This is a genomic window from Allobosea sp. RAF48 (assembly GCF_052114025.1).
Classification (GTDB): Bacteria; Pseudomonadota; Alphaproteobacteria; order Rhizobiales; family Beijerinckiaceae; genus Allobosea.
In genome coordinates this window covers 415,274-440,491 of record NZ_JBFRDZ010000001.1, presented here as the reverse complement: position 1 = coordinate 440,491, position 25,218 = coordinate 415,274, and the positions used below count along the sequence as shown (strand labels likewise).

Here is a 25,218-nt window from a genome sequence, read left to right as displayed (position 1 = left end):
CCACGATTCGGACCATGTCGCAGCGGATGGGGCCTTTCAATGGCGATGCGCCCGAATGAGCAAATTGTCATCTGGCGGACAGGCGCTTGCGAGGCCGAAATCCGCGCCTGAGCCGCAAACCAAAACGCCCCGGAGCGAGCTCGGCTCGTCCGGGGCGGAAGGCAGGTCTAGCGGAGCCGTGGCCCGCTGGTCGCGAGCGTCACTCGGCGGCGACGATCTTGCCGGCGTCCCACTTGTACATAGAGAAGCTCGGCGAGCTCAGGTCGCCGGTCTTGCCGTAGGTCAGCGTGCCGATCGCGGTCTTGACCGGCATGCCGGACTGCAGCGCCTTGGCGGCGCCGGTCGCGTCGCCGGCCTTGCCGGCCTTCTCGATGGCGGCCTTGAGCACCTCGACCGCGGCATAGGCGTTGAGCGTGAAGGCCTCCGGAGGAATGCCCTTCTCCTTCAGCGCGGCGACGGCCTGGGCAGAATCCGGGTTCTTCAGCGCGTCGGTGGCGTTGGTGAAGAGGGTGCCGGTGGCATGATCGCCGCCGATCGCTGCGTACTCGGTGTTGGAGAGGCCCTCACCGCCGATGATCGTCGCCTTGACGCCGGCATCGGCGAGCTGGCGCGAGAGCAACCCGCCCTCGGGGTGGTAGCCGCSGAAATAGATCACATCGACGTTGGCGGCCTTGAGGCGCGTCACGACGGCCGAGAGGTCCTTGTCGCCGGGGTTGACCGTCAGCGCGACGACCTCCTTGAGCCCACCGGCATTGATGCCCTTCTGGAAGGCATCGGCGAGGCCCTTGCCGTAGGTGCCCTTGTCGTGGACGATCGCAATCTTCTTGTCCTTCAGGTTCTTCAGGACATAAGCGGCGGCGATGTCCGCCTGCTGGTCGTCACGGCCGCAGGTGCGGAAGACGTTGCTCAGACCGCGCGTCGTCAGCGCCGGCGAGGTTGCTGTCGGCGTCACCATCAGCACGCCGCTCTCGGAGAGCACGTCGGAAACCGCCATGGCGACCCCCGAGGTCACCGGGCCGACCACGAACTTGACCTTCTCGCCGACGAGGAGGTTGGCGGACGAGACGCCCTGCTTCGGATCGCCGGCATCGTCGGCGAGCTTCAGCACGAGCTTCTCGCCGAGCACGCCGCCATTCTTGTTGATGACGTCGACGGCGGTCTGGGCGCCGTTCTTGACCTGGTCGCCATAGGCAGCGACGGGGCCAGTCAGCGGCGCGACGAGGCCGATCGTGATGTCGGCCTGAGCGGCCTGTGCCGACAGGAACAGCGTGGCGGCCAACGCAGCGCCCGAGAGGAAATAGGATTTTTTCATCTGCATCTCCCTACGACATGCAATTTATGCGCGCGACCCTGCCGAGGATCGCCTGTCGCCTGTATAGGCCAGGGCCGGTCCGAGGGACACTGCCTGCATTTTCATCAGCTATCGCGACAAACGCATGGCAATGCGACGGCCGGCTTCGCCGGGAGCAGGGGCGCTGGTTTGGAATTCGCTCAGCCGCTCTTCGCCTTGCGCTGAGCTTCCAGCTCCTCGGTGACGGCGATGACGTCAAGATAGTCCTCATGACGCGCCGGCGCATAGCGCGAGACATGGCCATCGGTGAAGGTTTTCCAGACGTCCGGAGCGGCCTCCTTCATCGCGTTCATGGCTGCGACGAAATCGTCCTTCAGGCCCTGGGGCAGGTTGGCGCGGGTCGAGAACGGGCTGGCGGGGATCAGCGGCGACGTCCAGAGCGCGCGGGTCGAGCCGGCCGGGATCATGCCGCGCTGGGCGAGGCGCTGGGCGACGCCGGACTCGGTATTGACCTGATAGGTCGCGACGACGTCGAACTGCCCGCGCACCAGCGCCAGCACGGAGTTGTCGTGCCCGCCGGAAAAGACGGTGCCGCTGAAATAGGCCTTCGGGTCGATGCCTTGCTTGCGCAGGAAATAAGCGGGGAAAGCGTATCCGGAGGTCGAGTTCGGATCGGCGAAGGCCAGAACCTTGCCCTTGAGATCGGCAAGGTTCTGATAGGCGCTGTCCGCCCGCACCAGCAGCACCGAATAGTAGCCTTCCTGGCCTTGGTTATCGACGTCGCGCAGCAGCGGCTGGAGCTTTTCGCCCAGCACACGGCGCCCGAGCGCGTAGACGGCCGGTCCGAAGCGGGCGAAGTCGACCTGGTCGGCACGCATCGCCTCGACGAGGCCGGCATAGTCCGAAACCCTGAAGAACCGGACGGGCACGCCGAGGCGCTGCGACAGGTAGTCGACCATCGGCTGGGTGCGGGCGATGGCACCGGTTTCGTTCTCGGCGGAAGAGACGCCGAAGCGCAACTCCTTGATGCTCTGTCGCCAGTCCGGCGCCCGCGCGAAAGCGGGGACGGCGCTCGTGGCGGCAAGGCCGGCGAGGACTGAGCGGCGTGTCGGCATGATGCTTCCCAGGATACGACGAATGCGTTGAGCGGTCCTGGATGCATGCGGGGGGCGACGGCTGGATGGCGGGGGGATGACAGTGCCGTGAAACGAAGAAAGGCCCGGCTTGCGCCGGGCCTTCCATGATTGCCTTGGGAGGCTGGATCAGAAGTCCATGCCGCCCCCGAAACCGGGCCTGCCCGGTTTCGGCATTCAGACGCTTTGGGCGTCCGGACTTCCTCAGAAGTCCATGCCGCCCATGCCGCCGCCGCCCATCGGGGGCATCGGCGAGTCCTTCTTCGGCAGCTCGGCGATCATCGCCTCGGTGGTGATCAGCAGGCCCGCGATCGAAGCCGCGTCCTGGATCGCCGTGCGCACGACCTTGGTCGGGTCGATGATTCCGGCCTTGACCAGATCGCCGTACTCGCCGGTCTGGGCGTTGTAGCCCCAGGCGTAGTCCTTCGACTCGAGCAGCTTGCCGATCACGACCGCGCCGTCATCGCCGGCGTTGTCGACAATCTGGCGGGCCGGAGCGGCGATCGCCTTGCGGACGATCTCGACACCGGTCTTCTGGTCGTCGTTCTGGGTCTTGATCGACTTGACCGAGTTCAGAGCGCGCAGCAGGGCGACGCCGCCGCCCGGCAGGATGCCTTCTTCCACCGCGGCGCGGGTGGCGTTCAGGGCATCGTCAACGCGGTCCTTCTTCTCCTTGACCTCGACCTCGGTCGCGCCGCCGACGCGGATCACCGCGACGCCGCCAGCGAGCTTGGCCAGGCGCTCCTGGAGCTTCTCGCGGTCGTAGTCCGAGGTGGTCTCCTCGATCTGGGCCTTGATCTGACCGACGCGGGCTTCGATGTCCTTCTTCTTGCCGGCGCCGTCGATGATCGTGGTGTTCTCCTTCTCGATGCGCACCTTCTTGGCGCGGCCGAGCATGTTGAGCGTCACGGTCTCGAGCTTGATGCCGAGGTCTTCCGAGATCATCTGGCCGGCGGTCAGGATCGAGATGTCCTCGAGCATGGCCTTGCGGCGGTCACCGAAGCCCGGAGCCTTGACGGCCGCGACCTTGAGGCCGCCACGGAGCTTGTTGACGACGAGCGTGGCGAGAGCCTCGCCCTCGACGTCCTCGGCGATGATGAGCAGCGGCTTGCCGGTCTGAACGACGGCCTCGAGGATCGGCAGCATCGCCTGCAGCGAGGAGAGCTTCTTCTCGAAGATCAGGACGTAGGGGTCGTCCAGCTCCGCGATCATCTTCTCGGAGTTGGTGATGAAGTAAGGCGATAGATAGCCACGGTCGAACTGCATGCCCTCGACGACGTCGAGCTCGGTCTCGGCGGTCTTGGCTTCCTCGACGGTGATGACGCCCTCGTTGCCGACCTTCTGCATGGCGGTCGAGATCATCTTGCCGACCGACTCGTCGCCGTTCGCCGAGATCGTGCCGACCTGCGCGACTTCCGCGTTCGAGGTGACCTTCTTCGAGTTCTTCTTGAGGTCGGCGACGATGGCCTCGACGGCCAGGTCGATGCCGCGCTTCAGGTCCATCGGGTTCATGCCGGCCGCAACCGACTTGGCGCCCTCGCGGACGATCGCCTGGGCCAGGACCGTGGCGGTCGTGGTGCCGTCGCCGGCATGGTCGTTCTGACGGGACGCGACTTCGCGAACCATCTGGGCGCCCATGTTCTCGAACTTGTCGGCGAGCTCGATCTCCTTGGCGACGGTGACGCCGTCCTTGGTGATGCGCGGAGCGCCGAACGACTTCTCGATCACGACGTTGCGGCCCTTCGGACCGAGCGTGACCTTCACGGCGTTGGCGAGGATGTCCACGCCGCGCAGCATCTTGTCGCGGGCGTCGGAGGAGAACTTGACGTCTTTGGCAGCCATGAGAGCTACTCCTTGAAATGGAAACGGAAGAGAGCGGTCAGGCGGCTATCAGCCGACGACGCCCATGATGTCGGATTCCTTCATGATCAGGAGATCCTGGCCATCGATCTTGACTTCGGTGCCCGACCACTTGCCGAACAGGACGCGGTCGCCCTTCTTGACATCGAGGGCAACGAGCTTGCCGGCTTCGTCACGCGCGCCGGGACCGACGGCGATGACCTCGCCCTCCTGGGGCTTTTCCTTGGCGGTCTCGGGAATGATGATGCCACCCTTGGTCTTCTCTTCGCCATCCAGGCGGCGGACCACGACGCGGTCATGCAAAGGACGGAACTTCATGGTTCTGTCTTCCTCTCGGTCTTATTCGGTTCGGGCGCCGCTGAATGGCTCCCGGGGGAGGCTGTTAGCAGTCAACGAAGGAGAGTGCTAACAGATGGCCGGGAGATAGGCTCGGGGTCCCGGAGAGTCAAGGAAGCCTGCGACAACAAAGTGAACGCCGCCGGGTGCGGCATCGCAGCCCTTAGCCTTTCGGCTGCCGCACGCGCTAGAACACGCTAAGATGGCTGAATGACGACACTCGCGCCCCCGCCCGCGCCCGATCCGCGCCTCGACGACATCGCGCGTTCCTGCGTGGCGCTACACGTCCGGATGACGGCCCGGGCCGTCACCCGTGCCTATGACGAGGCGATGCGGCCGAGCGGCCTCAAGATCACCCAGTTTGTCCTGCTTTCGGCGCTGAGCACCGGGCAATGGAAGTCGATCACCGAGCTGGCCGAGCGTTTCGCGCTGGAGCGAACTTCGCTGACCCGCAATCTCCAGCTTCTCGCTGCTGAGGGCATGGTCGAGCCGGTCGAGTGCCGGGGCCGAGCCGCGGTCTATGCGGTGACGCAGAAGGGCAGGGCTGCGATCGAGGCCGCCATTCCGTACTGGCGGGCGGCGCAGGACAGGATCGAAGGCGGCTTCGGCGAGGAGCGCTGGCGCGAGACCCGCGACGGGCTGAGGGCGCTGCGCCGCGCGGCGCGGGACGTTCTGTGAACGCGGTGTCCAATCAACTCCGGTTGACGAGCCAGCCGTCCTCTCTCTAACGTGCAGATACACGATTTGAGAGGGCGCCATGGATCGGACGTTTGGAGTGGTGTCCCGCGAGGTGCTGGTCGCGGGCGACGGCTTGAGCTTCCTGCGGGGCATCATCGACGGCGCTCACCCGGCTCCGCCTTTCGCCGGGACCATGGATTTCGATCTGGTGGAGGCGGATGAAGGGCGCGTCGTCTTCGTCGGGCGCCCGTCACCCCGCTTCTTCAATCCGCTCGGCACGATTCATGGCGGCTGGACCGCCACGATCCTCGACTCCGCCATGGCCTGCGCCGCCCATTCAACGCTCAAGCCGGGCGAGGGCTACACCACGCTCGAGATGAAGCTGAACTATGTCCGGCCGGTCATGCCGGACTCGGGCACGGTGCGCTGCGAAGGCAAGCTGATCCATCGCGGCGGCTCCGTCATCACGACGGAAGGCAATCTGCGCGACGAACGTGGCAAGCTGCTCGCGCACGGCACCGAAACCTGCCTGGTGTTTCCCGCCAAGCCTAGCGCCGGCTGACCGCCCCGGCGCCGGCCACGATCAGCAGCGCACCGAGATAGGTCGTATAGAGCGGCATCTCACCGAAGAGGAAGAAGCCGAGCAGGCTGGCCCAGATCAGAGCGGTGTACTCGATTGCCGCCAGCCGGGACGCGGCCGCCATGGCATAGGCCGAGGTGAGCGTGAGATGACCCGCGACGCCAAGCGCTCCCGCGAAGAGATAGATCGCCAGATCCGCCAGCGTCATCGGCACGAAGGCGAGGGCCGCCGGGACGGCTAGGCACAGCGCCGGCCCGACATTCTGGAAGGCGACGATGACGGTGGGATGCTCTCTGACCGCGATGCGTCGCAGCAGGATCAGGTTGAAGGCGTAGCTGACCGCTGAGAACAGCGCGGCGGCGACGCCGAGGCTGGCGCCGCTGACATGCCCCTGCAGCCGCGGCCAAACCATGACCAGCATGCCGGCAAGGCCGAAGGCGAGCGCCTGCAGCACGCGCCGGTCGATCGTCTCCTTCAGCAGCAGGCCGCCGAGAACCGCGACGAAGACCGGCGCCAGGAAGGACAATGTCAGCGCTTCGGCGAGCGGCAGCACGGAGACCGAATAGAAAAAGCTGCCTGCCGTCATCACGACGAGCGGGACGCGCGCGACATTGCCGATGATGCTGTCTCGCGTCGGGCGGGCCGGGCGGGCGAGCGCGAGAACGGCGAGCGCGCAGAGGCCGCCCATCAGGAAGCGCATGAACAGCGCCACGATGAAGGGGTGGTGCTGCATCTGGCCCTTGATCACCGCATCCATGGCGGTGAGCAGGGCGATGCCGAGCGCGGCGCGCAGAGCAATCGACCGATTCATGCTGTCAGGCCGCGTCCATGGCTGTCCGGGAGGGGCGCCCATGGAGAGCACGGGCCGGGACCTCGTCTAAGGCCGATCCCGGAGCGCGCCTAGGGGAGGGGCGCACAGGCCCCCAATGCTGTCATTGCAGGGGTCGATTGCCGAGACATTGCCATGCCGGCCGCTCCCGGCGTGGGACAATCGCATCGGCAGCGGCACGCCTTGCAGAGCCGGGCTTGCGACCTGGCTGCGAATCGCACGAGGTGCCGCAAAGGCGTCAGGCTCACGACGAGATGACCGAGAGGCGATGACCGTTCTTCTGCCCTTCATTGTCAATGCCGGGCTGAACTTCGTCCTCGGGCTGCTCATCGCCCTGTTCCTGGGGCCCGAGGCGTTCGGGCTCTTTGCCATCGGTGCCGCGATCGTCGTGTTGGTCAACACGGCGCTGCTCGACTGGCTGAAGCTCTCGGTCGTCCGCTTCTATTCGGCGCAAAGCCGGGAGCGCGATCCCGGCATCCGCGCGACGCTCAATCTGCTCTTCGCTGGTATTGGCCTTTCCCTTTGCGCGCTCCTGACGGCGGCGCTGCTCGCCGGCATCGATACGGGGCTGCCGATGACGCTGCTCGCGGTGGCCGTCGCCGGCGGCGTCGGCGCCGGCTGGTTCGACTATCACGGGGCGGTCGCCCGCTCGCGCTTCCTCGACGCCGCCTATGCCCGGCTCGTCCTCGTCAGGAGTGGCATTGCCCTCGCGTTGATGGTCGGGGCTGCATGGTGGCTGCGCGATCCGGCCATCGTCCTGCTCGGCGGGCTGGCCAGCACCGTCGTCTCGGTGCTCGCTGTGCGCGGCAGGCTGGCGGATGCGGGGTCGGGCCTTGCCGCCGCGCGCGCCGATCTTGCCCGCAGCTTCGCCCGCTATGCGCTGCCGCTGGTGGCCGGCAACGCCGTCTATTCACTGATCCCGCTGCTCAATCGCGCCATTCTGGCGGACCGCTTCGGCTTCGCGGAGGCCGGCTATTTCTCGCTTGCCTCCGATATCGGCCTCAGGCTCTTTCCGGTGCTGGCCTCGATGCTGGAGATATTGCTGCTGCGCGAGGTCATCCGCCTCGATGAGGCGCGAGGCCGCCTCGCCGCACAGAAGCGCATCGCGCGCAACATGGTGACGGTGCTAGCCCTCGTGCTGCCCGTCGCGCTGGGCTTCTGGCTGACACTGCCGGCCTTCGAACGCCTCTTCGTGCCGGCGAGCTTCAGGGGCCATTTCGCCAGCTATATGGCCGTGCTGCTGCCCGGCTTCGCCGCGATCGCACTGTTCCAGGCGGCGATCTACCCGGTCTTCCTGCTGGCCAGGCGTACCCTCGTCGCCACCTTTGCGGCTCTGGCGGGCCTGGTTGTCAACCTTGCCATCATCTTCGCGCTGCCAGGGGCATTCGCGTCGGAAACGATCGCCGTCGCGCAAAGCGCAGCCTTCGTGACGGCCTTTGCGGTGACGGGTGTCGTGGCCTTGCGCATGTTGCCGTCCTGGCCGCCGCTGCGCGATCTCAGTTGTGTCGTCCTCGCCGCCGCCGTCATGGTTCTGGTGGTCTGGCCGCTGCAGGACCGTCTGCCGGCTCCGGCGGAGCTGCCGCTCCAGATCGTCCTCGGCGCCCTGGCTTATGCGGCGGTGATCCTCGCCTGCGATGTCGGCCGCTGGCGCAGCGGCCTGAAGCTGCGTTGGGTCGCTCGCAAAGGGTTAAGGCGCTAGCCAGGCCGGCAACGCTTCCTTCACCCTGTGGGTTGATGCCCCGCTAAGGTTAATTCCGCGAATTGGCTGGGTTTTGGCGTGATCTGCGCGCTGGAAGTCCGCGATTCACCATTCATTTCAAGCCGCTCCGCACTCTTCCGGCAGTCGCTGTCGAGAGTGTTGCGTTATGCGTCGAACGATTGTCCTTCCGCTGCTGATCGCAGCCGGTACCTTGACCGCGAGCGGAGCCATGGCGCAGGGCTATGGCTATGCCGCGCCCCGCGATCCGATGGCGGCGGCGCATGGCCGCGCGAATTACGGCGGCGGCTTCATCGAGATGCTGATGACGGGCCGCGATCCGTCACCCAATGGCCGCGGCGGCGCCGTCTACAACCGTCCGGGTGGCTATGCCTATGGCCAGACCGTGAGGTCGGCGCCCGGCTACGAAGCCGATCCGTTCGAGGCGGCGCGCCAGCCGCAGGCCGGCCGCCGCATGGCGGCGCTCGGCCAGCCGATCGAGCCGCAGCAGGGCATCCAGCAGATCGTCGATCCGCGCTTCCGCAAGCAGGAAGTCGCCTATGACGGCCCGCACAAGCCCGGCACGATCATCATCGACACGCCCCAGCGCTTCCTCTTTCTGGTGCAGCCGGGCGGCCGGGCCATGCGCTACGGCATCGGCGTCGGCCGTCCCGGCTTCTCCTGGGCCGGGATGAAGACGATCACCCGTAAGGCGGAATGGCCGAGCTGGACGCCTCCGGCGGAAATGCTCAAGCGCCGGCCGGACCTGCCGCGCTTCATGGCTGGCGGCCCGGAGAACCCGATGGGTGCGCGCGCCATGTATCTCGGCTCGTCGCTCTACCGCATCCACGGCACGAACGAACCGAACACCATCGGCCAGGCGGTTTCCTCGGGCTGCATCCGCATGACCAATGACGACGTCCAGGATCTCTACGAGCGGGTGCGCGTCGGCGCCAAGGTGCTGGTGATCTGAACCGCGCGGAGCAGGCCGCTCGCAAGAAAAAGAGAAACCAGAGATCCGGCAGGACAGACAGCGGTGAATGGTCGGATCGTATCCTGACGCCGACTAGTCCCCGTCAGCGACCCAAGGAGACATTCGCGGCTTTGGCCGCCGTGAACCCCATCGCCCAATAAAGAAGCCCGCCTTTCCAGGCGGGCTTCGTCGTTTTGATGGTCGTTTCAGACCCAGCTGTCGTCGTCGCCGGAATCGATGCCGGGATCGTCGTCGTCGTTGCTCGCCTGATCGTATTTGGCCTCGCCGTCATAGCCCTGGCCGTAATCCGAGCGATCTTGCGCCGACTGGTCGGACGAGCCGCGATCATAGGCCGACTGATCCGCGGTGCCCTGATCATAAGCCGCCTGCTGCGTGTTGGCGCCGGCATTGGCGTTCGTGTCGGCCGCTGCCGCCGGGGTTGCAGCCTTGCTGGCACCGCCTGCTCCGCTGAAGGCGTTGGCAAGGACATTGCCGAGGACAACGCCGCCGGCGACACCCGCCGCCGTGCTGAGTGCGCTCGCCATGAAACCGCCGCCGCGGCCGGGCGCCTGCTGCGGCTGGTTGCTCCACGGGCCGGGCTGCATGGGCGCCGCGGCCTGCGCCGGAGCAGCTTGCATCGGGCCGGCTTGCGTGGGCTGGCCCTGCGGTTGCGTGTTCCAGACACCCGCGGGGGCGGCGGCATCGGCACGCGGCGTCACGGAGGGCACCGACCCTGTGCGCGGCACGCTGCCGCCGCCGAAGATGCCGGACAGAAAACCGCCGGCAGCCGGTTGGGCTGTGGCCTCGCTCGCCCGCTTCTCGGCGTCGCGCAGCTGCGCCTGCAGGCTTTCGACCTGCTGGTTCAGATTCGCGAGCGCCTGCTCCTGTACATAGACCGCCTGGGCCATGGCATAGGGCGCATAGGGCTGCTCGCGCAGGCGCTCCGCGATGAAATTCTCAGCCTCGGGGTCGCGGGGCTGGTTGGCCGCCTGCTTGAGGCGGTCGAAAATCCCGGCGATCACGTCGCGTTCTTGCGGCGTCATCGTCATCTCCTCTCGTTACGCGGCATCGTTGCGCCGCGTTGAAGAGGTGGGCCCGGCCTGTGACAGTATCAAGGCCATAGCCGCGGCAAGCTGCCGCGGCGGGTCAGATGCTGCCGCCGAAATCGTCGTCCGGCGGCGGCATCTCGTCGACTTCGGAGCCCGGCTGCAGCGTGCCGCGGTTGAGCACCACGACCGCCGTCCCGGTCGGCACGCGGCTGTAGAGGTCGATGATGTCCTGGTTGAACAGGCGGATGCAGCCCGAGGAGACGGACTTGCCGATCGACCACGGCTCGGAGGTGCCGTGGATGCGGTACATCGTGTCGCGGTTGCCCTGGTAGAGATAGAGCGCGCGCGCACCCAGCGGGTTCTCGAGGCCACCGGCCATGCCGGCAGCCCAGGGGCGGTTCCGCTCCGGCTCGCGGGCGATCATCGCTGGGGTGGGCGTCCAGCGCGGCCACTGCGCCTTGCGGGCGACCGTCGCGCGGCCGCGCCAGGACATGCCTTGCTTGCCGACACCGATGCCGTAGCGGATCGCCTTGCCGTTCTCCTGGACGAGATAGAGGAAGCGGTTGTCGGTATCGACGACGATGGTGCCGGGCTGCTCGCGGGTCGGGTAGGAGACGATGCGGCGCAGGAACTGCGGCTCGACCTCGGTGAGGTCCGTGGCCGGCAGCGGGTGCTGCTCATCCGGCCGCTCGCCATACATCGACAGGTATTCCGGGCTGATCTGCCGCCCATGCGGGGCAACCTCATAGGGTTGCTGGCGCTGGCTCACGCAGGCGGCAAGGAACAACGGCGTCAGCGCAGCGAAGGCGCGGCGTGTCGGACGGGCAAGGGGAGAGGCGGACGGGCGGGCGGGAGACATCGACGGAAAACTCGGAGTTGCGGGCGGAGGTCAACGGTGGGACGGCGCCGCGGTTCCATGCGCCGTTGCAGGCCTCCGTTCAAGGTGCCCGAGATGGCCGTGGGGTGAACAGGAGGTGGCCAAATTGTGGCCGTGCAACTCTGTTGCCGATCGGCCACAGCTCGTCGAGCCGGCTAGGCCGCCTCCCGCAGCCCCCATTTGAGCAGTCCCAACCGCTCGCGGGCCCACCAGCGCGAGAGCATCATCACGGCGACTGCCGTCAGCCCGATGGCAAGGCCGATCCAGATGCCGCGTCCGGCGAGCGGGGTCACGAAACCGAGAGCTGCGGAAAGCGGCAGGCCGATGCCCCAGTAGCCGATGCCGGCAAGGATCATCGGCAGGCGCGTGTCGCCAAGCCCGCGCAGGATCGACGAGCCGACGACCTGCGCGCCATCGGCGATCTGGAAGACCGCCGCATAGAACAGGAAGACCATCGCGATCTGGGCGACCGCTTCCGCGCCGGGTTTCGAGCGGTCGAGGAAGGGCGCGATCAGCCAGTGGGGCACGGTTGCCATCAGAAGCGCGGTAAAGCTCATGAAGCTCAGCGCCAGGATGAGCGCCACCGTGCCGGCCCGCCTGATGCCCTCCTTGTCGCCGGATCCGAAGGCGCGGCCGACCCGGACGGTCCCGGCCTGGCCGATGCCGAGCGGCACCATGAAGGCGAGCGAGGCGATCTGGATCGCGATGGCGTGGGCCGCAAGCGCGGTCGCTCCGAGCAGCCCCATCATGAAGGCGGCGCCGTAGAAGATGAGCGATTCGAAGGCGAGCGTCAGAGCGATCGGGAAGCCCATTCGCCAGAAGGCGCGGTAGCGCGGCCAGTCCGGCACCCAGAAGCGGCCGAGCACATGATAGCGCCGGAAGCGCCGGTCGAGCGAGACGACGAGCGCGAGGCCCAGGAACATCAGGGCCGAGGACAGCGCGGTGGCCATCCCCGAGCCCGGCAGGCCGAGCGCCGGGAAGCCGAGCCGCCCGAACATCAGGCACCAGTTGGCGAAGGCGTTGAAGGTGACGGCGCCGAGCACGACGATGAACGCCCAGCGCGGCCGTTGCAGCGCGGCGACGAAGCCGCGCAGGCACAGATAGAGGAAGAAGGGCAGCAGGCCCCATTGCAGCGTATGGATGTAGGATGCGGCCGCGCTCGACAAGGCGGGGTCCTGGCCCATCGCCGTGAGGATGAACTCGGCCTGCCAGAGGAAGAGCCACATCGGCCCCACCATGGTGGCGGCGGCCCAGAAGCCCTGCCGGACGGTGCGGCGCAGATCGCGCACCGCATGCCTGTTGCGGCCGAGCTCGATCGCGAGCATCGGCGCGACTGCGCCCATCGCGCCGATGCCGAAGATGAGGGCGGCATTGTAGAGGTTGGTGCCGAGCGCGCCGGCCGCCAGCGCCTCCGGGCCCAGATGGCCCATCATGATGACGTCGGTTGCCATCATCGCCGTCTGCGCGACATTGGTCAGCACCATCGGCCAGCTCAGGGCGAGCATGGCGCGCGCCTCGGTGAGCCAGGGATGATGCGGTTTGGCTGTGTCGGCAGTCGTCATGAGGCGCTTTCTCGGGGCGCCGCTTCTACCGCCGATTGAAGCTTTGAAACAGCCACAGCCGCGACTGACGACGCCCGGAGCCGATGCACTGGACGCGGGTCGACAAGTCCCGCCGCGGTCTGCATCTTGCCTTGCGGATTGCCGGAGGGCCTGGACGAATGAGCACCAATCTGAGGATCGACGGCGCGAGGCTGGCCGCGCGCCTGGCAGAGCTCTCGAAGATCGGTGCGACGCCGGAAGGGGGTTGCCGCCGGCTCGCCCTCACCGATGAGGACCGGCAGGGCCGCGACTGGCTGGTCAGCCAGATGGAGGCGCTCGGCCTCGATGTCCGCGTCGATGCGATCGGCAACATCGTCGGCATCCTCAAGGGCCAGCAGGACGGTCCCGCCATCGTCATGGGCTCGCATATCGACACGGTCGGCACCGGCGGCCGCTTCGACGGGGCGCTCGGCGTCGTCGCGGGCGTCGAGGTTCTGGCGGCGCTGCGCGACGCGGGGCTGACCCCCAGGCGCGATATGGCCGTGATCGCCTTCACCAACGAGGAGGGAGCGCGCTTCCACCCGGACATGCTCGGCTCCTATGTCTGGGCCGGCGGCATGAGCGTCGAGGCGGCCCACAGGGAAGTCGATTCCGAGGGCGTCGGCCTTGGCGCCGAGCTGAAGCGCATCGGCTACGAAGGTGCGGAGCGACCGGGATTCCTGCCCGCGCACGCCTATCTCGAGCTCCATATCGAGCAGGGGCCGGTGCTCGAGAGCGAGGGCGGCGGCCTCGGCGCCGTCACTGGCATCCAGGCGATCTGCTGGCTGGAGCTGACCCTCAAGGGCCGCCCGAGCCATGCCGGCACGACTCCGATGGCCTACCGCAAGGACCCGGGCCTTGCCGCCGCGCGCATCAACATCTTCGCCAACGAGCTGACCAAGACGATCCCGCACCAGCTCGCGAATTCCGGCGTCATCCGCGTGCAGCCCGGCAACGTCAATGTCGTGCCCGAGACGGTGGTGATGACGCTCGACCTGCGCAACCCGCTCGATGCGCCGCTTGCCCAGGCGGAGGAGGCGGTGCGCCGCTTCTGCGCCGAGCTTGCCGCGCGGGACGACATCGAGATCTCCTTCCGTGACCTCGCGCGCTTCCCGGCGACGCCCTTCGCCGAGGAACTGATCGCCGAGGTCGAGCGCAGCGCCGGCGAGTTCGGGCTGCCGATCCGGCGGATGATCTCGGGCGCCGGCCATGACGCGCAGATGATGGCGCGGCTCTGTCCGACGGCGATGGTGTTCATCCCCTCGATCGGCGGGCTGTCGCACAACCCGGCCGAATTCAGCACCGACGACGACATGGCCGCCGGCGCGAACATCCTGCTCAGCACTGCCTGGCGCGTCGCCAACGCCTGAAAGCGCTTGAACAAATGAGCCCTCATCCCGAGGAGGTTCGAGACGCCGCTGGCGCGGCTCCTCGGGATGAGGACTCAAATTTTCGATGAGGCTGCAAAAGGACCTTCGATGACGACGATCGCCTCGCTTTCCGCTGCCGAACTCGGGCCGCTCTACGCCAGCAAGGAACTCTCCCCGGTCGATGTCGCGAAGGATGCGCTGGCGCGCATCGAGCGCTTCGAGCCCGAGGTCAATGCCTTCGTCGTCCGCGATGAGGCGATCGCGCTGGCGATGGCGGAGGCCTCGCAAGCGCGCTGGCTGAAGGGCGAGGCGATCGGCCCGCTCGACGGCGTGCCCGTCACCATCAAGGACAATCTCGGCGTCGCCGGCTGGCCGATGCGACGCGGCTCGGCGGTCGCTTCCGATGCGCCCTTCGCGGAGGATTCTCCCGCCACGGCGCGGCTGCGAGAAGCCGGCACGGTGTTCCTCGGCAAGACCACCATGCCGGAATATGGCTGGAAGGGCGTCGGCGACTCCCCGCTCTCCGGTATCACCCGCAACCCCTGGAACACCGGCACGGGGCCGGGTGGCTCCTCTTCCGGTGCGGCGGTCTGCGCCGCGCTCAATCTCGGCTGCATCCATCTCGGCACGGACGGGGCCGGCTCCGTGCGCATTCCCGCCGCCTTCACCGGTGTCGTGGGCTTGAAGCCGAGCTACGGGCGCGTTCCGGCCTGGCCGATCTCGACCATGGGCTTCCTCGCCCATCTCGGCCCGCTGACCCGCACCGTCACCGACACGGCGCTGGCGATGAAGGTGATCGGCCAGCCCGACGCGCGCGACATGACGGCGCTCACGGATCGTCCGCCTGACTATGTCGATGGGCTGAAGGGCGGGGTCCGGGGCCTGCGCGTGGCCTGGTCGCCGCGCCTTGGGCAGGACGTTGCCGTCGACCCGGAAATCGCTGCGCTGACTGCTGCCGCGGCGCAAGTCTTCGCCGAGCTCGGCGCAACGGTCGAGGAGGTCGACCCCGGCTTCGCCGATCCGATCGAGACCCTGATGACGATCTGGGCGTCCGGCGCGGCGCTGGCGTTGCGTAGTGTCGATGCGGCCGCGCGTTCCCGAATGGACCCCGGCCTGGTCGCGGTCGCCGAGCTGGGGGAGCGCATCCCGGCCTCAACCTATGTCGATGCGCTGCTGAACCAGCGCAATGCGCTGGCCTATCGCATGGCGCAGTTCCATGCGCGTTACGACCTGTTGCTGACGCCGACGCTGCCTCTGCCGGCCTTCGCGGTGGGGCGCAATACCCCGGAGCATGGCGCCTATGGCGAGGACTGGACGCGCTGGACGCCCTTCACCTACCCCTTCAACATCACTGAGCAGCCGGCCGTGTCGGTGCCCTGCGGCTTGACTGCGACGGGGCTGCCGGCGGGGCTCCAGATCGTCGGAGCGTTCGGCAAGGACGCGCTCGTTCTGCGGGCCGCAGCCGCCTTTGAGCTGGCCAGGCCGTTCGCGCGCGTCGATGCGCCGCGCGTGTAGAGGTCGTCGGCCGTCAGCGCGCCGGTTCGACCAGCCTGAGCAGGTTGCGGCTCGCCACCCGTTCCCGGGTGGCGGGGGGCAGCTGTTGCAGGAAAGACTGAACGCTCGCGAACTTCATCGCGTCGCTGCCCAGTGAGCGCTGGCTGGCATCGGTGCCGATCAGGAAGCGTTCGGGCTTCGCCTCGATGAGTTCGAGCCATTCAGGCCAGACGGCCTTGCCATCGCGCAGGATCGTGTAGTCCGGTGCGCGCGGGTGCCGGGGCCAGGTCCGGGCGCTGAGCTCGTAATGGAGATTGGGGTGGCGCTCGAGCATGCGGCGAGCCAGGAAGACCGGGGTGTAGCCCCCATGCGCCCAAATGACGGCTACGTCCGGATAGGCCTCCAGCAGGAGCGAGAGCTCCCTTATCCGGGTGATCTCGACATGGACCATGACGGGCAGGCCATATTTGCGGGCCAGCTCGAGAACGCCGCGCATGATCGCGCCCGTCGGATCGTAATCGGCCTCGGGGAACCCGGGCGAGGGAAAATGAGCGGCGGAGATCTCGCCGATTCCCTTGAACCGCCCTGTCGATAGGAGCTGATCCAGGGCCGCCAGCACAGCCGGATCCTGCCCGTCCCAGCTTTTCCGGTACGCCCTGCGCTCGGGCGAAATCGAGGCAAAGGGGATGAAGCGATCCGGATTCCGCTGTGCTGCCGCCGCGATCGTCTCGTTGTCGCTATCCCGGCCCCAAAAGACGACTGCGCGCGTCGCCCCGAAACGCTCCATCAGTGCGAGCTGCATCGCCTCGTCGTTCAGATGCACATGGGCATCGATGAACGGCACGGCCTCGGCGGCCGCTCCGGGCGGGTCGACAGTCTCCGCGGGAGCCCGCGAACCGCTGCTCAGCGGCCCGGTCTGCGCGAGGACAGCGGAAAGCTGGACGAGCAGGCAGAGTGTCGAGACCAGGGCGGCGAGCGGCGAGCAACGCATGGCTTCATCGCGATCATTGGCGCTGCGGTGATGTGAACGCTTGAGCCGCTGGAGATCAAGCCGCGCTGTGGTCGAATGATCCGGCGACGCGGCCCTTCAGCACGGCGAAGTCCTTGGCGAGGCGACACCGAAGATTTGGCACGGCACAGATCTGATAACACGTTTAAATCGATTTTATCGCCGGAGTCGCAATTATCTGGCGTCTTGTGGGCGCATGCGGTCGTTCTCTGCCGATTGCGTTGCGCGAGGCGCGCTTCATCGTCGTTTGGCACGGACCCTGCACGGAAGCCATTTGCCTCGATTGGGCGCTGCCGCGTGTTGTCAGGCAGGATTTTTCTGCCCAAACTCGCGGCAAGGCAGCCCGATCAGAGGCGCCGCTTCAGGGGAGAGGATTGATGGATCGCAGGACATTTCTGAAATCCGCGACGGGCGCCGGCGTGGCAACGGCGACAGGCGGGCTGGCGATGCCGGCACTGGCGCAGGGGGCGAGCAAGACGCTGCGCTTCGTGCCGCAGGCCAATCTCGCGAATTTCGACCCGATATGGGGAACGCAATACGTCGTCCGCAACGCCGCCGCGCTGGTCTGGGACACGCTCTACGGCATCGATTCCAAGTTCCAGCCGCAGCGCCAGATGGTCGAGGCCGAGGAGGTCTCCTCCGACGGCCTGACCTGGACCTTCAAGCTGCGGTCCGGCCTCAAGTTCCATGACGGCACGCCGGTGACGTCGAAGGACGTGGTCGCGAGCCTGGTGCGCTGGTCGGCGCGCGATCCGATGGGCCTGATGATCCGCGCCATCCAGGTGGAGCTTGCGCCAGTCGACGAGCTGACCTGGAAATGGTCGCTGAAGCAGCCCTTCCCGAAGATGCTGCTGGCGCTCGCCAAGAACAACGCGCCGTGTTCGTTCGTGATGCCGGAGCGGATCGCCAAGACCGATCCGTTCACCCAGATCACCGAATATATCGGCTCGGGGCCGATGAAGTTCCTGCGCAGCGACTGGGTTCCCGGCGCCAAGGCGGTGTTCGAGAAGTTCGCTGACTACAAGCCGCGCTCCGAGAAGGCGGACTGGCTCGCCGGCGGCAAGAACATCCTCGTCGACCGGGTCGAGTGGGTGATCATGCCCGATGCGGCGACGGCCGCTGCCGCGCTCCAGAACGGCGAGGTCGACTGGTGGGAGACCCCGCTCGCCGACCTCGTGCCGGTCCTCAAGGGGCATAAGGACATCAACGTCGATATCGGCGATCCGCTCGGCAATATCGGCGCCTTCCGCATGAACCACCTCTTCCCGCCCTTCAACAATGTGAAGGTGCGGCAGGCGGTGCTGACGGCGCTGAACCAGGAAGACTACATGCGCGCGGTCGTCGGCGACGACGACAAGCTCTGGAAGCCGTTGCCGGGCTTCTTCACGCCCGGGACGCCGCTCTACACGGAAGAGGGCGGCGACATCCTGAAGAAGCGCAATGTCGCCGAGGCCAAGAAGCTCCTGGCCGAGTCCGGCTACAAGGGCGAGCCGGTGGTCTGCATCGTCGCGCAGGACATGGCTGCCACCAAGTCGATGGGAGACGTCACGGCCGAGCTGCTCAAGAGCATCGGCATGAACGTCGATTTCGTCGCTACCGACTGGGGCACGGTCGGTTCGCGCCGCGCCCAGAAGACACCGCCGGGGCAGGGCGGCTGGAGCATGTTCCACACCTGGCATGCCGGCGCCGACTGCATCAATCCGGCCGCCTATACGGCGATCCGCGCCAATGGCGAGAAGGCCTGGTTCGGCTGGCCCGACGTCCCCGCGGTCGAGACCGAGGTCACCAACTGGTTCAACGCCAAGGACCTGGCCGGCGAAAAGGCGGCGATGGCCAAGCTCAACAAGGCGGCGGTCGAGAACGTCGTCTATGCGCCGACGGGCTTCTATCTCGGCTATCAGGCCTGGCGGAAGAACGTCTCGGGCGTCGTCAGCGGCCCTCTGCCGTTCTTCTGGGACGTCGCCAAGGCCTGACCTCTCTTCGCGGGGCGGCATAGCCGCTCCGCCCCTCGGGGCCGGCCGGGCTCCGACACTTCGCCTCGCCCCGACCCGGGAGAAGACCGGGCCGCGGTTCCCAGGTTCGACGTGAACGAGGTTCCACGGCTTTATGTTTGCTTTCGTCGTCAGACGCATCATTACGACCATCCCCGTGATGGCCTTCGTGGCGTTGTTCGTCTTTTCGTTGCTCTACATCGCGCCGGGCGATCCGGCGGCCATCATCGCCGGTGACCAGGCTTCCCCTGCCGATGTCGAGCGCATCCGCGCCAGCCTGGGGTTGGATCGCCCTTATCTGATCCGCTTCGCTGAATGGTCCTTCCGCGTGCTGCAGGGCGACCTAGGCACCTCGATCTTCACCAACCTGCCGGTGACGCAGCTCATTTCCCAGCGCATCGAGCCCACCGTCTCGCTGATGGTGCTGACCCTGATCTTCGCCGTCGTCATCGCCGTTCCGATGGGCGTCATCGCCGCCTGGAAGGCCGGGAGCTGGATCGACAAGGCCGCGATGGGTTTCGCCGTACTCGGCTTCTCCGTGCCGGTCTTCGTCGTCGGCTATCTGCTCGCCTACTTCTTCGCGCTGAAGCTCGATTGGCTGCCTGTGCAGGGCTATACGCCGATCTCGCAGGGCTTATGGCCCTGGCTCAGGAACCTCATCCTGCCGGCGGTGACGCTCGGGCTCGTCTACATCGCGCTCATCGCCCGCATCACCCGCGCGACCATGCTCGAGGTGCTGCAGCAGGACTATGTCCGCACGGCCCAGGCCAAGGGCGTGTCGCAGAAGGACGTGCTCTTCCTGCACTCCCTCAAGAACGCGGCGGTGCCGATCGTCACCATCATCGGCATCGGCATCGCGCTGCTGATCGGCGGTGCGGTGGTGACCGAGAGCGTCTTCGCCATTCCCGGCCTCGGCCGGCTCACCGTCGACGCCATCCTGCGGCGTGACTACCCGGTCATCCAGGGCGTCGTGCTGATGTTCAGCCTGGTCTACGTGCTCGTGAACCTGCTGATCGACCTGACCTATACCCTCGTCGACCCGAGGATCCGCTATTGACCGCTCAATCCTCCATCCCGGCCCCGGCCGTCGCCGCTGCCGCCGAGCCGGTCAAGGCCACGCTCAGCCGCTCGGCCCGCTTCCGTCGCTATCTGCGCCGGCACCCTTCCGTCGCGATCGGCGGCGGCCTGCTCGTCCTGATGGCACTCATCGGCATCTTCGCGCCGCTGCTCGGCACGGTCGATCCGACCGCGATCTCGCCGTCGCGGCGCACGCGCGTGCCCTCCGAGCTCTACTGGTTCGGCACCGACATGCTCGGCCGCGACATCTATTCGCGCGTGATCTATGGCGCGCGCGTCTCGCTGCTCGTCGGCTTCAGCGTGGCGATCCTGTCGTCGGTCGTCGGGCTCACCATCGGTCTCTTCGCCGGCTTCGTGCGCTGGACCGACGGCATCATCATGCGGGTCATCGATGGCATGATGTCGATTCCGCCGATCCTGCTCGCCATCGCGCTGATGGCACTGACCCGGGGCTCCGTCGGTAACGTCATCATCGCCATTACCATCGCCGAGATCCCGCGTGTGGCGCGGCTGGTGCGCGGCGTGGTGCTGTCGCTGCGCGAGCAGCCCTATGTCGAGGCGGCAGTGGCCAACGGCGCTCGCGTGCCACGCATCATCATCAGGCACATCCTGCCGAACACCTTCGCGCCGATGAGCGTCCAGGCGACGTACATCTGCGCCAGCGCCATGATCGTCGAGGCGATCCTGTCCTTCATCGGCGCCGGCGTGCCGCCGGCGACGCCGTCCTGGGGCAATATCATGGCCGAGGGCAGGGCGCTCTGGCAGGTCAGGCCGCACATCATCCTGTTCCCGGCGGTCTTCCTCTCGCTCACCGTGCTCGCCGTGAACATGCTCGGCGACGGCCTGCGCGACTCGCTCGATCCGCGCCTCGCGAAGTCCATCTGAGGACCAGCCCCGCAACTGGCACAACCCTCGCCCTGCATTGCCGGCGCTTGACGCGCCGGCTCGGTGCTTTGAAGCCTTAGCCGCAGGGTGATCTTCATCCGGAGCCTATGACGTGACCCGAATCCTGACTGTCGCCGCCGCCCAGCTCGGCCCCATCCAGCGCGATGAAAGCCGGGCCTCGGCCGTTGCCCGCATGGTGGAGCTGATGCGGCAGGCCAAGGGGCACGGTGCCGATCTGGTCGTGTATCCCGAAGCAGCGCTCACTGCCTTCTTCCCGCATTGGTGGATCGACGACGAAGCCGAGATCGACAGCTGGTTCGAAAGCGCGATGCCCTCGAACGAGACCGCGCCGCTGTTCGAGGAAAGCAAGCGGCTCGGCATCGGCTTCCACCTCGGCTATTGCGAGCTTGCCTTCGAGGAAGGCCGCAAGCGCCGGTTCAACACCGCCATTCTGGTCGATAAGTCCGGCACGATCGTCGGGAAGTACCGCAAGATCCATCTGCCGGGCCATCCCGAGCACCGCCCGGCAGCGCCGTTCCAGAACCTCGAGAAGCGCTATTTCGAGACCGGAAATCTCGGCTGGCCGGTCTGGCGGGCGATGGACGCGAATATCGGCATGATGATCTGCAACGACAGGCGCTGGCCCGAGAGCTACCGCTCCATGGGCCTGCAGGACGTCGAGTTGATCGTGCTCGGCTACAATACGCCCAAGCACAACCCGCCAGCGCCGGACCATGACCGGCTCGGCAATTACCACAATCAGCTCGTGATGCAGGCCGGCGCCTACCAGAACGCCAGCTGGGTCGTCGGCGTCGCCAAGGCGGGGCTGGAGGCCGGCGTCGACCAGATCGGCGGTTCCTGCATCATCGCTCCGACCGGCGAGGTCGTCGCGCAGGCCGTGACCGAGGGCGACGAACTGGTCGTCGCCCGTTGCGACATGGACCTCGGAAAGAGCTATAAGGCCTCGACCTTCAACTTCGCCAGGCATCGCGAGCCCCAGGCCTATGGCCTGATCGTCGAGCGCAAGGGCGCCGTCTCCCCGGTTTGATCACCTCAGAGGACTAAAATGACTCACGATCTCATCCTGAAGGGCGGCCGCGTCATCGACCCGTCGCAGAAGCACGACGGCGTGCTCGACGTGGCCTTCACGGACGGAAAGGTGTCCGGCTTCGGCAAGGACCTGAAGGGCGCCAAGGAGATCCGCGACGTCTCCGGCTACATCGTCTCCCCCGGCCTGATCGACCTGCACACCCATGTCTACTGGGGCGGCACCTCGCTCGGCATCGACGCCGACGAGTTCTGCCGCGTATCCGGCGTCACCACCTCGGTCGACACCGGCTCGGCCGGCCCCGGCAACTGGGCGGGCTTCCGCAAGCACGTCATCGAGCCGAGCCAGGCGCGCATCCTCGCCTATCTCCACGTCTCGCACGCCGGCATCTACGGCTTCGACCACCGCGTCATGGTCGGCGAAAGCGGCGATCTGCGTCTGATGAATCCGATCGACTGCGCCGAGGTCGCCGACAAGAACCGTGATTACATCGTCGGCATCAAGGTCCGCGTCGGTCTGCATGCTTCGGGCGACCAGGGCACCGTGCCCCTCAACATCGCGCTGCAGGTCGCCAACGAGGTCGGCATGCCGCTGATGTGCCATATCGACCATCCGCCGCCGTCCTATGAGGAAGTCATCGGCATGCTCCGGCCGGGCGACGTGCTGACCCACGCTTTCCGTCCGTTCCCGAACGCTCCCTCGACCGCGCAGGGCACGGTGAAGCCCGAGGTGCTCGCCGCACGCAAGCGCGGCGTCATCTTCGACATCGGCCACGGCAAGGGCTCTTTCTCCTTCAAGACCACGCGCGCCATGCTGGCCAACGGCTTCGAGCCGGATGTGATCTCGTCGGACGTGCACAAGCTCTGCATCGACGGCCCGGCCTATGACCAGGTCACCACCATGTCGAAGTTCCTCTGCATGGGCATGAGCCTGAACAACGTCATCGCCGCCTCGACTGTGAACGCCGCCATGGCGCTGAAGCGGACCGAGTACGGCTCGCTCAAGGTCGGTTCGCTCGGCGACGCGACGATCCTGACCGTCAAGGAAGGCAAGTTCGACTATGAGGACGTGGTCGGCGAGCACCTGACCGGCGACCGCAAGATCGTTTCCGAGGGTGTCGTCCTCAAGGGCAAGTGGTGGCATCCGAAGCGGACGAGCAAGTTCCCGAAGGTCGCGGCCTAATTGCCACGCGGGACACGCGGCGTCATTCTCGGGCGAAGCGAAGCGCAGACCCGAGAATCTCGGGACGTCGACGCGCAGGAGCCTCCCTCGGCAGGAGATGCTCGGGTCAAGCCCGAGCATGACGTGCGAGAAGGGGGCTGGCGCCGAATGGCGCCGGTCGATCTTCCGGCCGTGATGGCGATCGCGGCCGTGGTGCATCCGAGCTATCCCGAGGACGAGGCGGTCTTTGCGGAACGGCTGCGCCTCGCTTCCGAGGGCTGCCATGTGCTGGCCAGCGAAGACGGCGCCCTGCTCGGTTACCTCGTCAGCCATCCCTGGCCGGTCGGCACCGTGCCGGCGCTGAATTCATTGCTCGGCGCCATCCCGCCCGGCACACGGAACTGGTATATCCACGACCTCGCGCTTCTGCCGGCCGGCAGGGGCGGCGGCGCTGCGGGGCGGATCGTCGCCGCGATCGCGGAGCGGGCGATGCGAGCCGGCTTCGCCAGCCTCGCTTTGGTCGCCGTGAACGACTCGACCGGCTTCTGGCGGCGCCAGGGCTTTCGCGAGATGCATGACCCCGCCCTTGCCCGCAAGCTCGCGAGCTATGACGATGCGGCCCGCTACATGCGCCGCGATTTGCAGAATTGACAGGAGACGCCGGCGCGACAGACACCGGCGACAATTGAAGAGAGGAATGCCCATGAGCGCCGAGGACAGGCTGAAGGAACTGGGGCTGACGCTGCCGGAGGTGCCGACGCCGGTCGCCACCTATGTCAGCTTCAAGCAGGTCGGCGACATCGTCTATCTCTCCGGCCAGGGACCGAAGCGGGCAGACGGCACCTATCCGACTGGCAAGGTCGGCGCTGATGTCACGATCGAGCAGGCCTATGAGCACGCCAAGCAGACAGGTCTCGGCCTGCTCGCCGCCATGAAGAAGGCGACCGGCTCGCTGGACAAGGTCGAGGTGGTGAAGCTGCTCGGCATGGTCAACGCGGCACCCGAGTTCTCCGATCATCCCAAGGTCATCAATGGCTGCTCGGACCTGTTCGTGGCGGTGCTCGGCGATCGCGGCCGCCACGCCCGTTCCGCCGTCGGCATGGGCTCTCTGCCGAACCGCATGACCGTCGAGATCGAAGTCATCATCAAGGTGCATCCATGAGCGTGACCGCCACCACCTCGTCGGCTGTCGACCAGCCGGCCGCCACGCCGCTCGCGGCCGAGATTGCGCGCGTCTACGGCACCCCCGCCGTGGTGATCGATCTCGACAAGGTCGATGCCAACATCGCCAGGCTCCAGGCCGCCTGCGATGCAGCCGGCGTCGCCAACCGACCGCATATCAAGACGCATAAATCGCCCGAGCTGGCGCGGCTCCAGGTCGAGGCCGGCGCGCGCGGCATCACCTGCCAGAAGCTCGGCGAGGCCGAGATCATGGCCGATGGCGGGCTCGACGACATCATGATCAGCTACAACATCCTCGGCGAGGAGAAGCTGGGGCGCCTGGGTGCCTTGCAAAGGCGCGTCCGGATGATCGTCGCGGCCGACAATCCGGTCACGATTTCCGGCCTGCCGCGCGCTGCCGAGATCGCCGGGCGCGACCTCGAAGTCGTCGTGGAATGCGATACAGGCCGCAAGCGCGCCGGCGTCGAGACACCCGCAGAGGCGGTCGAGCTCGCGAAGATGATCGAAGCATCGCCCGGCCTGCGCTTCGCAGGTTTTCTGATGTATCCGCCGGAGGATGGCTGGGAGCGGACGCAGGTCTTCCTCGACACCGCCAATGCCGGGCTGCGCGATGCCGGCCTCAAGGCCGACATCATCTCGACCGGCGGCTCGCCCAACATCCCCAACATGGGCAAGCTCAAGGGCGCGACCGAGCACCGCTCCGGCACCTCGATCTTCAACGATCGCATGCAGATCGCGGCCGGGGTCGCGACGCTCGAAGACTGCGCGCTCACGGTCTATGCCTCGGTGGTGAGCCGGGCAGCACCGGAGCGCGGCATCCTCGATTCCGGCTCGAAGACGCTGACCAGCGACAAGGGCAATCTCGACGGCCACGGCTACATCCTCGAATATCCGAGGGCGCGGATCGCGCAGTTCGCCGAGGAACACGGCTTCCTCGATCTCTCGGGCTCGAACGAGCGGCCGGTGGTCGGCGAGGTCGTGCGCATCGTGCCGAACCATGTCTGTGTCGTGGTGAACATGGTCGACCGGCTGATCACCGTGCGCGGCAACAAGCTGATCGGCGAGCTGCCTGTCGCCGCCCGCGGCAAGCTGACGTAAGGTGGGCTGACGTCAGGCGGG

Annotated in this window: 23 protein-coding genes; 14 read left to right on the top strand and 9 right to left on the bottom strand. The window is 67.0% G+C overall.

Going from position 1 to position 25,218, the window contains the following annotated elements; all coding sequences use genetic code 11:
- Window positions 1-199: 199 nt before the first annotated feature.
- The 4 genes from AB4Z10_RS02145 to groES form a co-directional block, all read right to left on the bottom strand.
- Window positions 200-1,312, bottom strand: coding sequence for a branched-chain amino acid ABC transporter substrate-binding protein (locus tag AB4Z10_RS02145; protein ID WP_441468707.1), 1,113 nt, complete (start codon window positions 1,310-1,312; stop codon window positions 200-202).
- Window positions 1,313-1,491: 179 nt separating this feature from the next.
- Window positions 1,492-2,406, bottom strand: a complete 915-nt coding sequence (phnD, locus tag AB4Z10_RS02140; protein ID WP_441468706.1) for a phosphate/phosphite/phosphonate ABC transporter substrate-binding protein — start codon at window positions 2,404-2,406, stop codon at window positions 1,492-1,494.
- A gap of 222 nt (window positions 2,407-2,628) precedes the next feature.
- Window positions 2,629-4,266 (bottom strand): chaperonin GroEL, encoded by a 1,638-nt coding sequence (groL, locus tag AB4Z10_RS02135; RefSeq protein ID WP_441468705.1) that lies wholly within the window; start codon window positions 4,264-4,266, stop codon window positions 2,629-2,631.
- A 48-nt stretch (window positions 4,267-4,314) separates the two neighbouring features.
- On the bottom strand, window positions 4,315-4,602 hold the full coding sequence (gene groES, locus AB4Z10_RS02130) for a co-chaperone GroES (RefSeq protein ID WP_112578552.1): 288 nt from the start codon (window positions 4,600-4,602) through the stop codon (window positions 4,315-4,317).
- A 228-nt stretch (window positions 4,603-4,830) separates the two neighbouring features.
- Between groES and AB4Z10_RS02125 the strand changes: the two genes are divergently transcribed.
- On the top strand, window positions 4,831-5,298 hold the full coding sequence (locus AB4Z10_RS02125; RefSeq protein WP_441468704.1) for a MarR family winged helix-turn-helix transcriptional regulator: 468 nt from the start codon (window positions 4,831-4,833) through the stop codon (window positions 5,296-5,298).
- A gap of 79 nt (window positions 5,299-5,377) precedes the next feature.
- Window positions 5,378-5,860 carry a PaaI family thioesterase gene (locus tag AB4Z10_RS02120; RefSeq protein ID WP_441468703.1) on the top strand — a complete coding sequence of 161 codons (483 nt, stop codon included), beginning with the start codon at window positions 5,378-5,380 and terminating at the stop codon, window positions 5,858-5,860.
- On the opposite strand, the gene AB4Z10_RS02115 is transcribed toward AB4Z10_RS02120, so the two are convergent.
- Window positions 5,847-6,689, bottom strand: a complete 843-nt coding sequence (locus AB4Z10_RS02115; protein ID WP_441468702.1) for a DMT family transporter — start codon at window positions 6,687-6,689, stop codon at window positions 5,847-5,849. The two genes, AB4Z10_RS02120 and AB4Z10_RS02115, sit on opposite strands and share 14 nt — an antisense overlap.
- Window positions 6,690-6,975: 286 nt before the next feature.
- Between AB4Z10_RS02115 and AB4Z10_RS02110 the strand changes: the two genes are divergently transcribed.
- Together AB4Z10_RS02110 and AB4Z10_RS02105 are read left to right on the top strand one after the other, a co-directional pair.
- A complete protein-coding gene (locus AB4Z10_RS02110) occupies window positions 6,976-8,406 on the top strand; it encodes a lipopolysaccharide biosynthesis protein (protein ID WP_441468701.1) in 1,431 nt (476 codons plus the stop codon).
- Window positions 8,407-8,572: 166 nt separating this feature from the next.
- On the top strand, window positions 8,573-9,376 hold the full coding sequence (locus AB4Z10_RS02105) for a L,D-transpeptidase (protein WP_441468700.1): 804 nt from the start codon (window positions 8,573-8,575) through the stop codon (window positions 9,374-9,376).
- A gap of 206 nt (window positions 9,377-9,582) precedes the next feature.
- On the opposite strand, the gene AB4Z10_RS02100 is transcribed toward AB4Z10_RS02105, so the two are convergent.
- From AB4Z10_RS02100 to AB4Z10_RS02090, 3 genes are all read right to left on the bottom strand, one after another.
- Window positions 9,583-10,419, bottom strand: coding sequence for a DUF2076 domain-containing protein (locus AB4Z10_RS02100; protein WP_441468699.1), 837 nt, complete (start codon window positions 10,417-10,419; stop codon window positions 9,583-9,585).
- A gap of 103 nt (window positions 10,420-10,522) precedes the next feature.
- Window positions 10,523-11,284: a L,D-transpeptidase gene (locus tag AB4Z10_RS02095; RefSeq protein ID WP_441468698.1), complete on the bottom strand. Its 762-nt coding sequence runs from the start codon at window positions 11,282-11,284 to the stop codon at window positions 10,523-10,525.
- Window positions 11,285-11,457: 173 nt separating this feature from the next.
- The gene (locus tag AB4Z10_RS02090; protein WP_441468697.1) at window positions 11,458-12,864 is read right to left on the bottom strand and encodes an MATE family efflux transporter; all 1,407 of its coding nucleotides are present in this window, start codon (window positions 12,862-12,864) and stop codon (window positions 11,458-11,460) included.
- Window positions 12,865-13,022: 158 nt separating this feature from the next.
- On the opposite strand from AB4Z10_RS02090, the gene AB4Z10_RS02085 reads away from it, so the two are divergent.
- Window positions 13,023-14,252 carry a M20 family metallo-hydrolase gene (locus AB4Z10_RS02085; RefSeq protein ID WP_441468696.1) on the top strand — a complete coding sequence of 410 codons (1,230 nt, stop codon included), beginning with the start codon at window positions 13,023-13,025 and terminating at the stop codon, window positions 14,250-14,252.
- Window positions 14,253-14,360: 108 nt separating this feature from the next.
- Window positions 14,361-15,767, top strand: coding sequence for an amidase (locus tag AB4Z10_RS02080; protein ID WP_441468695.1), 1,407 nt, complete (start codon window positions 14,361-14,363; stop codon window positions 15,765-15,767).
- A 13-nt stretch (window positions 15,768-15,780) separates the two neighbouring features.
- On the opposite strand, the gene AB4Z10_RS02075 is transcribed toward AB4Z10_RS02080, so the two are convergent.
- Window positions 15,781-16,737: an amidohydrolase family protein gene (locus AB4Z10_RS02075; RefSeq protein ID WP_441468694.1), complete on the bottom strand. Its 957-nt coding sequence runs from the start codon at window positions 16,735-16,737 to the stop codon at window positions 15,781-15,783.
- A 395-nt stretch (window positions 16,738-17,132) separates the two neighbouring features.
- Here AB4Z10_RS02075 and AB4Z10_RS02070 point away from each other — a divergent pair, with 395 nt between their 5' ends.
- The 8 genes from AB4Z10_RS02070 to AB4Z10_RS02035 all read left to right on the top strand — a co-directional run bounded on the left by AB4Z10_RS02070 (window position 17,133) and on the right by AB4Z10_RS02035 (window position 25,197).
- Window positions 17,133-18,728 (top strand): ABC transporter substrate-binding protein, encoded by a 1,596-nt coding sequence (locus AB4Z10_RS02070; protein WP_441468693.1) that lies wholly within the window; start codon window positions 17,133-17,135, stop codon window positions 18,726-18,728.
- Window positions 18,729-18,861: 133 nt separating this feature from the next.
- On the top strand, window positions 18,862-19,803 hold the full coding sequence (locus AB4Z10_RS02065; RefSeq protein ID WP_441468692.1) for an ABC transporter permease: 942 nt from the start codon (window positions 18,862-18,864) through the stop codon (window positions 19,801-19,803).
- Window positions 19,800-20,708, top strand: coding sequence for an ABC transporter permease (locus AB4Z10_RS02060; RefSeq protein ID WP_441468691.1), 909 nt, complete (start codon window positions 19,800-19,802; stop codon window positions 20,706-20,708). Before AB4Z10_RS02065 ends, AB4Z10_RS02060 begins: the two co-directional genes overlap by 4 nt.
- A gap of 112 nt (window positions 20,709-20,820) precedes the next feature.
- Entirely contained in the window at window positions 20,821-21,756 is a 936-nt protein-coding gene (locus AB4Z10_RS02055) for an N-carbamoyl-D-amino-acid hydrolase (RefSeq protein ID WP_441468690.1), read from the top strand.
- 18 nt (window positions 21,757-21,774) lie between these two features.
- Window positions 21,775-22,938, top strand: coding sequence for an amidohydrolase/deacetylase family metallohydrolase (locus tag AB4Z10_RS02050; RefSeq protein ID WP_441468689.1), 1,164 nt, complete (start codon window positions 21,775-21,777; stop codon window positions 22,936-22,938).
- Between the two features lie 147 nt (window positions 22,939-23,085).
- Complete coding sequence (locus AB4Z10_RS02045; RefSeq protein ID WP_441468688.1) at window positions 23,086-23,568, top strand: GNAT family N-acetyltransferase; 483 nt, start codon at window positions 23,086-23,088, stop codon at window positions 23,566-23,568.
- 52 nt (window positions 23,569-23,620) lie between these two features.
- Window positions 23,621-24,079, top strand: coding sequence for a RidA family protein (locus tag AB4Z10_RS02040; protein WP_441468687.1), 459 nt, complete (start codon window positions 23,621-23,623; stop codon window positions 24,077-24,079).
- Entirely contained in the window at window positions 24,076-25,197 is a 1,122-nt protein-coding gene (locus AB4Z10_RS02035) for a D-TA family PLP-dependent enzyme (protein WP_441468686.1), read from the top strand. The genes AB4Z10_RS02040 and AB4Z10_RS02035 overlap by 4 nt, the downstream gene beginning before the upstream one ends.
- The last annotated feature ends 21 nt before the right edge of the window (window positions 25,198-25,218 follow it).